The sequence below is a fragment of the Symbiopectobacterium sp. genome (genome assembly GCF_051710365.1).
Classification (GTDB): domain Bacteria; phylum Pseudomonadota; class Gammaproteobacteria; order Enterobacterales; family Enterobacteriaceae; genus Symbiopectobacterium.
In genome coordinates, this window is the sequence record NZ_JBPETA010000159.1 from 1 (window position 1) to 6,756 (window position 6,756).

Genomic DNA, 6,756 nt, shown 5'->3' on the forward strand with positions numbered 1-6,756 from the left:
AAAGAAAGTGGGCTATCACCGACGCTCAGTGGCTGAAACGGCCATGTTCCGGTTCAAAACGCTTCTGGGTGGTCATCTAAGTCTGCGTGACTACGATGCTCAGGTGGGTGAAGCCATGGCGATGGTTAAAGCGCTTAACCGGATCACGCTATTAGGAATGCCGAACAGTATTCGCATCACGTAACAATCGACCCGATGGGGCACAGTCGTTACAAGTTCTGATTTATTCAACAAAGCCAGCGTGTAGTTGACCGGGTAAGAGCAACTCGGTTAGCCAATAGGCTGAATGGTTTTCTTTAACGCACCTTGCCAGTCAGATAATGTAATGCCTAACGCTTTGATTTTTTCTCCAGAAAGCGTCGAGTAGGCAGGGCGGTGCGCAGGGGTGGGGTATTGCGCTGTGGTAATAGGTTTGAGCGTTGGCGCTTTACTTAGCACCGCTTTCTGCACCGCGACAAAAAAGATAGCTTGAGCAAACTCAAACCAACTCACTTCTTTATCACCGGCGTAATGATAGATTCCGCCAGCGGCATTTTGTTGTAGCAGTGCAATAATCGCCTGCGCCAAATCACCCGCATAGGTGGGGCAGCCGCGCTGGTCGCCAACAATGCTTAGTGCATCCCGTTCTTTGCCTAAACGCAGCATGGTTTTCACGAAGTTATTGCCGTATTCGCTAAACACCCAGGCTGTGCGCACGATAATCGCGTCAGGTGCAGTTGCGCTAACGGCGCGCTCACCCGCCAATTTGGTGATGCCATACACGCTGAGCGGATTGGTCGGGCTTTCTTCGGAGTAGGGCGCGCTGGCGTTACCATCGAAAACGTAATCGGTTGAAACGTGCACCAAACGAATGCCGTGTTGAGTGGCAACACTTGCCAGATGAGCCGGGCCAGCGGCGTTAATGCGTTCTGCCAATTCCACTTCGCTTTCTGCTTTATCCACTGCGGTATAGGCTGCGGCATTAACAATCGCATCGGGTTTGAAGGCGGTTACAGCAGCCGTGATTTTATCCAGATCGGTGATATCCAGTTCGGCAGAGTCAGGGGCAAGAATTTGCCAACCGGCGGGTAGCCTATCCTGAAAGCAGCGGCCAAGTTGGCCGTTTGCGCCGGTCAATAGCACTTTCATCTGTCCAACTCCTTGAAGCATTTGCCCAGTTTGTCTTTTTCTGAAAGCAGTGGCGATTCCAACGGCCATTCAATCCCTAAATCCGGATCGTTCCACAGCAGGCACCCTTCATCAGAAGGTTGATAATATTCTGTGCATTTATATTCAAAATCTGCGATGTCTGAGAGCACGACAAAGCCATGTGCCAGTCCAGGTGGTAGCCAAAACTGCGTTTTATTCTCTTCGGTTAAAAGCGTGCCAAACCACTTGCCATAACTGGGGGAATCTCGTCGAATGTCGACCACTACATCATAAACTTCACCACGCACTACGCGCACCAGTTTGCCCTGTGGGCGTGTTTTCTGGAAATGCAGCCCGCGCAACACACCTTTACTGGAGCGTGAGTGGTTATCCTGCACAAAATCCAACTCGATGTTCAGCATTTGCTGGTAACGATTTTTCTCAAACGTTTCTAAAAAAAATCCTCGTGCATCACCAAAGACTTTAGGCTGAATAACTTTTGCACCATAAATAGGGGTATCGATAACTTGCATAGTGTTTTTTTAATAAGTAATAGGTTGAATGTGAGTTTATCCTGCTCGAGATCCTCGGTATACGCTGAGGATGACGGATGTCAGTTACTGCTGGAATTCTTCAATCAGTCGCGCCAGATACTGCCCATATTGGGTTTTACTTAGCAATTGGGCTTCTTGAGCCACCAGCTCACGTGAGATCCAACCTTTGCGGAAGGCAATTTCTTCCAGACACGCTACCTTCATCCCCTGACGCTTTTCGATGGTGTGAATAAACTGAGAGGCTTCAATCAGGCTATCATGGGTGCCGGTATCCAGCCAGGCAAAACCCCGGCCCAGCAGTTCTACGTTGAGCGTGCCTTGCTCCAGATACATCTGGTTGAGCGTAGTGATTTCTAATTCACCGCGTGCGGAAGGTTTAACCTGCTTAGCCATTTCGGCTACGTTATTGTCATAAAAATAGAGCCCTGTCACCGCCCAGCTAGATTTGGGCTTAAGCGGTTTCTCTTCAATCGAGAGGGCTTTGAAATCGGCATCAAACTCCACTACGCCAAAGCGCTCTGGGTCGGTCACCTGATAACCAAACACCGTTGCGCCTTGTTCCTGCGCTACCGCACTTTCCAGCTTTTTACCGAAGCTCTGGCCAAAATAGATATTGTCACCCAAAATCAATGCACAACGCTCACCGTTAATAAACTCTTCACCGATGATGAACGCTTGAGCCAGCCCGTCCGGGCTCGGCTGCTCCGCATAGCTGAGGTTGATGCCAAAATGGCTGCCATCACCTAACAGGCGTTGGAATGAGGGAAGGTCTTCAGGGGTACTGATAATCAAGATATCCTGAATGCCTGCCAACATCAGCACAGAGAGCGGGTAATACACCATAGGTTTGTCATAGATGGGCAGTAGTTGCTTCGATATGCCACGGGTGATGGGGTAAAGTCTGGTGCCAGAACCGCCTGCCAATACGATGCCTTTCATTGTTTTAACCTTTACTGTGGATACTTGAAGTAGCAGGTAGTCATCATACAATAATTGATGCGGAATTGCCTGAACTATAAGAATAGTTACGCCTTTCAGGTAGCGTTGTGAGTAATTGGGTGTAACCTTATTCTCACAGCCACGTTATGATGGCAGAAGAATGACAACGGATAACAAGAGAGTTAATGCATGGCAACAACATTGAAAGCGATTATCCCCGTCGCCGGGCTGGGTATGAACCTGCTGCCGGCAACAAAAGCAATCCCAAAAGAGATGCTGCCGTTGGTTGATCGCCCGGTAATCGAGAAAATCGTTAACGAGTGCGTCAATGCGGGTATTAAAGAGATTGTGCTGGTTACGCACGCTTCGAAAAACGCCATTGAAAACCACTTCGATACCTCTTTCGAGCTGGAGTCTTTGCTGGAAGAGCGACAAAAACGCCAATTGCTGGCCGATGTGCAAGCCATCTGTCCTAAGGGCGTGACTATTATGAACGTGCGCCAGGGCGAAACGCTGGGGCTGGGCCATGCCATCAACTGCGCGCGTCCTATCGTAGGCAACAACCCGTTTGTGGTGGTGTTGCCGGATGTGGTGATGGATGAAGCCAGTGCAGATCAGAGTAAAGAGAATCTGGCACAGTTGATTGCGCGTTTTGAAGAAACGGGTCACAGTCAGGTATTGGTAAAACATCGTCCTTATGAAGTGTTGCCAGAATACTCCGTCGTGGAGTGTGAAAAGCCGCTTAACCACGCAGGTGACGCAGCAGTTATCACTTCCATGATCGAAAAACCGGAAGTGCCGCCGGAAGAAGGGTCTGATTTATCGGCGGTCGGCCGTTATGTACTGTCTGCTGATGCCTGGTCTATTCTGGAAAAAACGCCTGCCGGTGTCTGGGGGCGTATCCAACTGACTGATGCCATTGCCGAACTGATTGAGCAAAATCATCAGGTAGATGCGGTGCAGATGGCAGGCCGCAGCTTTAACTGTGGGCGCAAGCTGGGTTACATGCAGGCATTTGTCGCATATGGGTTGCGTAATCCTGAGTTTGGCGATGCGTTTAAAGCCAGCATCAAAGAATTGTTGAATAAATAATTGGCATTGATTCCTTGCTACTAAGCCCTGCCATCGTGCGGGGCTTTTCTCTTCTTTAGACCTATCACTATCCACATGCCTTAAGCTGAGTTACCATATCCGCCTGCTTTTGCGTGTCTGTCGTCGTCGTGATACAGGCAGGTTATCCTTCAGACAGGAGTTGCTTTAATGTCCAAACAGCAAATTGGCGTGGTGGGTATGGCGGTGATGGGGCGCAATCTGGCGCTTAACATCGAAAGTCGTGGTTACACTGTGTCCATTTTCAACCGCTCTCGTGAAAAAACCGAAGAGGTGGTGGCCGAAAACCCCGGCAAAAAACTGGTGCCTTATTACACCGTTGAAGAATTTGTGGCGTCTCTGGAATCTCCGCGCCGTATTCTGTTGATGGTAAAAGCGGGCGAAGGCACGGACAAAGCGATTGAATCCTTGAAACCTTATCTGGATAAAGGCGACATCATCATTGATGGCGGTAACACTTTCTTCCAGGACACTATCCGTCGTAACCGTGAGCTTTCCGCTGAAGGGTTTAACTTTATCGGTACCGGCGTATCCGGTGGCGAAGAGGGCGCGCTGAAAGGGCCTTCCATCATGCCGGGTGGGCAGAAAGATGCCTATGAGCTGGTGGCCCCGATTCTGGAAAAAATTGCCGCCCGCGCCGAAGGCGAAGCCTGCGTCACCTATATCGGGCCGGATGGTGCCGGTCACTACGTGAAAATGGTACACAACGGCATCGAATACGGCGATATGCAGCTGATTGCCGAAGCCTATTCACTGCTGAAACACGGCTTAAATCTGTCTAACGATGAACTAGCAAAAACCTTCTCTGAATGGAATGCCGGGGAACTGAGCAGCTACCTGATCGATATCACCAAGGATATCTTCACCAAGAAAGACGAAGAAGGTAACTATCTGGTTGATGTGATTTTGGATGAAGCGGCCAACAAGGGCACGGGCAAATGGACCAGCCAAAGCTCGCTCGATCTTGGTGAACCGCTTTCGCTGATCACCGAATCTGTGTTTGCGCGCTATATTTCTTCTCTGAAAGACCAGCGCGTTGCTGCGTCCAAAGTGCTGACCGGGCCGCAGGCAAAACCGTTTAGCGGTGATAAAGCCACCTTTATCGAGAATGTGCGCCGTGCGCTCTATCTGGGTAAAATTGTTTCCTATGCCCAAGGTTTCTCACAGTTGCGTGTGGCTTCAGAAGAGCATCAGTGGAACCTGAACTACGGTGAAATCGCCAAGATTTTCCGTGCCGGTTGCATTATCCGCGCCCAGTTCCTGCAAAAAATCACCGATGCCTACGCGGCAACGCCGGATATCGCTAACCTGTTGCTGGCACCTTACTTTAAGAAAGCGGCCGATGACTACCAGCAGGCATTGCGTGATGTTGTTGCCTATGCGGTGCAAAACGGCATCCCGACACCAACTTTCTCTGCGGCCATCGCTTATTACGACAGCTATCGCTCAGCGGTGTTGCCTGCCAACCTGATCCAGGCGCAGCGCGATTACTTTGGCGCGCACACCTATAAACGTACTGATAAGGAAGGCGTATTCCACACCAAGTGGTTGGAATAAGTTATTTCTTAAAATCACGTTATTAAATAAACGCTGAATAGTATTGCCATTCGGCGTTTTGCATCGTGATTTGTCACTAAATTAAAATTAATCATGCTGTTATGATTGATTGCCTTTTTGTCGCTACCCGTCTTTGTTAACGTTGATACGAGCGTAATTTACAATTTCTCTGTTTATTGTAGCGAGATCTTGCTATTTTTAAGCTTGTGTAAAAAACCGGTCACGTATTCAATGTGTTGCTCCGCAATAAAAATAGTATTCATGCTCTATGTTCTCTTCATGCATTCAGGCTGGTTTTAAACACCTTTTTTGCATGCCAGACTATGTAGCAATACACTCATTGAATACGTGACCCGTCTTCAGTAAGACCCGTAAATTTCATCACAACAACATCATTCATGCCATTCTGCCGCATGTTGCGGACAACTTTGAGCATTACTTCTCGTCGGCCTATTTCAATCCCCTTCTGTTCAAGCCGTTGTGCTATGGTCATCAGTTCTTCCTTACGCTGTAGCACTCAACGGAGCTGCTGTTAGGATGATCCCCCACAGATCAGTCAATGTGGCATTGCTAAAACAGATAACAATACATTCAACATGTCACTCTGCAAGAATGTACCCATACTCGGAAAACCGGTTACTATCTGATAAACAATTTTTAGCGGAGCTTCGCCAGTTCTTCTTTCGTCAATCCCGTCAATTTCATCACAGCAACATCATCCATGCCATTCTGCCGCATATTGCGGACAACTTTGAGCATGGTTTCGCGTCCGCCTTTTTCAATGCCTTTTTCAATGCCCTTTTGCTCTAATCTCTGCGCTATGGTCATCAGTTCTTCCCCATGCTGTGGCACCCGGTATGCCAGTTCTCGGACAAAAGCCTCTACGTCTAACGCATCTCCCGCCTCTACCATGTAGTTTACCAGTGATATCGTCTGTTGTCTGGTCATGTAACCCGCTAGCAGCAGCGTCACCAATCTGTCCATCAGTTCCGCCAGATCGCGTTGACGAATGTGCTTTTGCAACAGGGTCAACGCCGCCATGCTGCGATGCTCCATGATCTCATCATCAGGGATAACTGTTACATCCACCAGCGGGAAAGGGGTACTGTAAAGCCGTTCAGCCACGTCCGGGCGATCGAATCCGTCTAACCAGTTGGTGGAATATGGATAGGGGCTGGGGCTGCCTGCATAAAACAGTATCGGAATAACCAGCGGTAATGTCTTGTGTTTCGCGTCAAGATGCTTCTGCATGGCCGCGATGGCGTATCTCATCAGGCGAAATGCTATGTCCGTCATTCCGCACCTGATTTTTCTTTTTTCGGGACTTGACGGTATTCTGACGTTCTGAATTTATTACTGCTTTTTGCAGACCAATCAGCATGAGTACTCCCCACGTTACCATCCGTAACCTTGATCACTTAGGTCTCGTCGCTGCACTGTGCGATGAACTGAGTATTGCAAAAATGAT

At 49.0% G+C, this 6,756-nt stretch carries 6 protein-coding genes and 2 pseudogenes; 3 read left to right on the top strand and 5 right to left on the bottom strand.

Features of this window, described 5'->3' with window-relative positions; translation table 11 throughout:
• Nucleotides 1–184: pseudogene (locus ACTBDZ_RS13335) on the top strand (IS5/IS1182 family transposase); the annotation flags it as partial.
• A gap of 86 nt (nt 185–270) precedes the next feature.
• Here ACTBDZ_RS13335 and rfbD read toward each other — a convergent pair.
• From rfbD to rfbA, 3 genes are all read right to left on the bottom strand, one after another.
• Complete coding sequence (gene rfbD, locus ACTBDZ_RS13340) at nt 271–1,128, bottom strand: dTDP-4-dehydrorhamnose reductase (RefSeq protein WP_438815683.1); 858 nt, start codon at nt 1,126–1,128, stop codon at nt 271–273.
• Nucleotides 1,125–1,661, bottom strand: a complete 537-nt coding sequence (gene rfbC / locus ACTBDZ_RS13345; RefSeq protein ID WP_438815684.1) for a dTDP-4-dehydrorhamnose 3,5-epimerase — start codon at nt 1,659–1,661, stop codon at nt 1,125–1,127. The genes rfbD and rfbC overlap by 4 nt, the downstream gene beginning before the upstream one ends.
• 84 nt (nt 1,662–1,745) lie before the next feature.
• Nucleotides 1,746–2,621, bottom strand: a complete 876-nt coding sequence (gene rfbA / locus ACTBDZ_RS13350; protein WP_438815685.1) for a glucose-1-phosphate thymidylyltransferase RfbA — start codon at nt 2,619–2,621, stop codon at nt 1,746–1,748.
• A 189-nt stretch (nt 2,622–2,810) separates the two neighbouring features.
• Between rfbA and ACTBDZ_RS13355 the strand changes: the two genes are divergently transcribed.
• A complete protein-coding gene (locus ACTBDZ_RS13355; protein ID WP_438815686.1) occupies nt 2,811–3,713 on the top strand; it encodes a sugar phosphate nucleotidyltransferase in 903 nt (300 codons plus the stop codon).
• Nucleotides 3,714–3,881: 168 nt separating this feature from the next.
• Nucleotides 3,882–5,288, top strand: a complete 1,407-nt coding sequence (gene gndA / locus ACTBDZ_RS13360; protein WP_438815687.1) for an NADP-dependent phosphogluconate dehydrogenase — start codon at nt 3,882–3,884, stop codon at nt 5,286–5,288.
• Between the two features lie 337 nt (nt 5,289–5,625).
• Here the strand turns inward: gndA and ACTBDZ_RS13365 are convergent, their stop codons facing one another.
• Nucleotides 5,626–5,781, bottom strand: a complete 156-nt coding sequence (locus ACTBDZ_RS13365; RefSeq protein WP_438815688.1) for a hypothetical protein — start codon at nt 5,779–5,781, stop codon at nt 5,626–5,628.
• 164 nt (nt 5,782–5,945) lie between these two features.
• Nucleotides 5,946–6,575 (bottom strand): annotated as a pseudogene (locus ACTBDZ_RS13370) (Rpn family recombination-promoting nuclease/putative transposase); the annotation flags it as partial.
• Nucleotides 6,576–6,756: the final 181 nt, after the last annotated feature.